The following is a 1,536-nucleotide window of genomic DNA, read 5'->3' as shown; positions in this document are numbered from 1 at the left end:
TTCTACTTTGTCAGATTTAACCAGTTGATTTTCTGTGAGTTTCAGCGAAAATGGGAGGTAATTCCAGACGATGTTAGGCGGCTCCCAGAAGGGGCATTAATTTGACAGCCGCCTAACAAAACTTCAACGAGAAGGGGTTAATAATGACAAGCCGCTTAAAGCGGTTTCGTCTCGGTATTGTTCGTTTTCTGAACGATTTCATTCCCACTTCCTCTCCCGAACACGCAGCGCCGTGGGTCAGGCCAATCACTACCTTTGTGGTTTGATGCAGGCAGAAAAACGGAATATGGAGCGCATGGCAGAAGTTGTTCCTCAATCAGATGAGCAGGCTCTGCAGCATTTCCTCTCCAATTCTCCTTGGGACGAGCGGGCGGTTATGGACCATGTCGCACACGATCTCAATCAATGGCTGGGTGGCAGCGAGGAAAGTGCACTGTACATTGATGAATCGGCGTTTAAGAAGCAGGGCAGGAAATCCGTCGGTGTCGCGCGCCAGTGGAATGGCCGTCTCGGTAAAGTGGACAACAGCCAGGTGGGGGTCTTCGCGGCTCTCGGTCGCGGTGATCGAGTGGGTATCGTGGATGCCCGTTTATACCTTCCTCAGGAGTGGACGGACGATCCCGAACGCTGTCAAAAGGCCAAGGTACCCGAACAGGCTCTCACCCATCAAAGCAAGATCGATATCGCACTCGAGATGGTGCGTCGCGCAAAACGTCTCGGCCTGAATTACCGATGGATTGGCATGGATGGTTTTTACGGTCAGTCAGGTGAATTTCTGCGTTCTTTGGATGAAGAAGGGGAAACCTTTGTCGCCGACGTGCACAGCGACCAACACGTCTACCTCGACGACCCTGAGCCGTTTCTGCCTGAACAAACCGCCAGCCGAGGCAGGCCGCGTACACGCTACAAAAGTGATGCTAACGCTATCACGGTGTCGCAGTGGGTCAAGCAACAGCCGGAATCGGCCTGGACTCGTAAGACGTTGCGCAGTAGCAGTCAAGGCAAGCTTCAGGTCGAGGTGTTACATCAACGCGTGTGGCTTTGGGATAAGAAGGAATCGCAAGCGCACTGTTGGCACCTGATTGTCCGCCGCGAAATCGACTCCCCACAGACGATCAAATACAGTTTGAGTAACGCTTCACCAGCGACTAGCAAGTTGAAACTGACGAAGATGCAAGCGCAGCGGTATTGGATTGAGCGAGCATTCCAGGATGCCAAAAGCCATGCGGGCATGGCTCACTATCAGGCGAGGAGCTGGCCGGCGTGGCACCGCCACATGGCTCTGGTGATGATGGCCATGTTATTTATGCTTGAAGAGCGGGAGACGCTGAGTCAGCAGTTCCCGCTACTCAGCTGTTACGATATTCAGGTATTGCTGGCAAAAACGCTTCCCAATCGACAGCGTGACGAAGAGGAAGTGATCCGGCAAATGGAGCATCGACATAAGAAACGATTGGCGGCGATAGAGTCGGCTGAGAGGTGCCGAAAACGCAGGCGACAACCAAAAGTCGCCGCGCCTAATGTGACAAAGTAGAA

Annotated in this window: 1 pseudogene; it reads left to right on the top strand. The window is 53.1% G+C overall.

Annotation, left to right across the window (positions count from 1 at the left end):
- Nucleotides 1-202: 202 nt before the first annotated feature.
- Nucleotides 203-1,534: pseudogene (locus G8764_RS22230) on the top strand (IS701 family transposase); the annotation flags it as partial.
- Nucleotides 1,535-1,536 lie beyond the last annotated feature (2 nt).

Source organism: Pseudomaricurvus alcaniphilus, from assembly GCF_011440395.1.
GTDB classification, from domain to species: Bacteria; Pseudomonadota; Gammaproteobacteria; order Pseudomonadales; family Cellvibrionaceae; genus Pseudomaricurvus; species Pseudomaricurvus alcaniphilus.
Note: the sequence above shows the minus strand (reverse complement) of the source record. Positions and strands in the feature narration are given on the sequence as shown.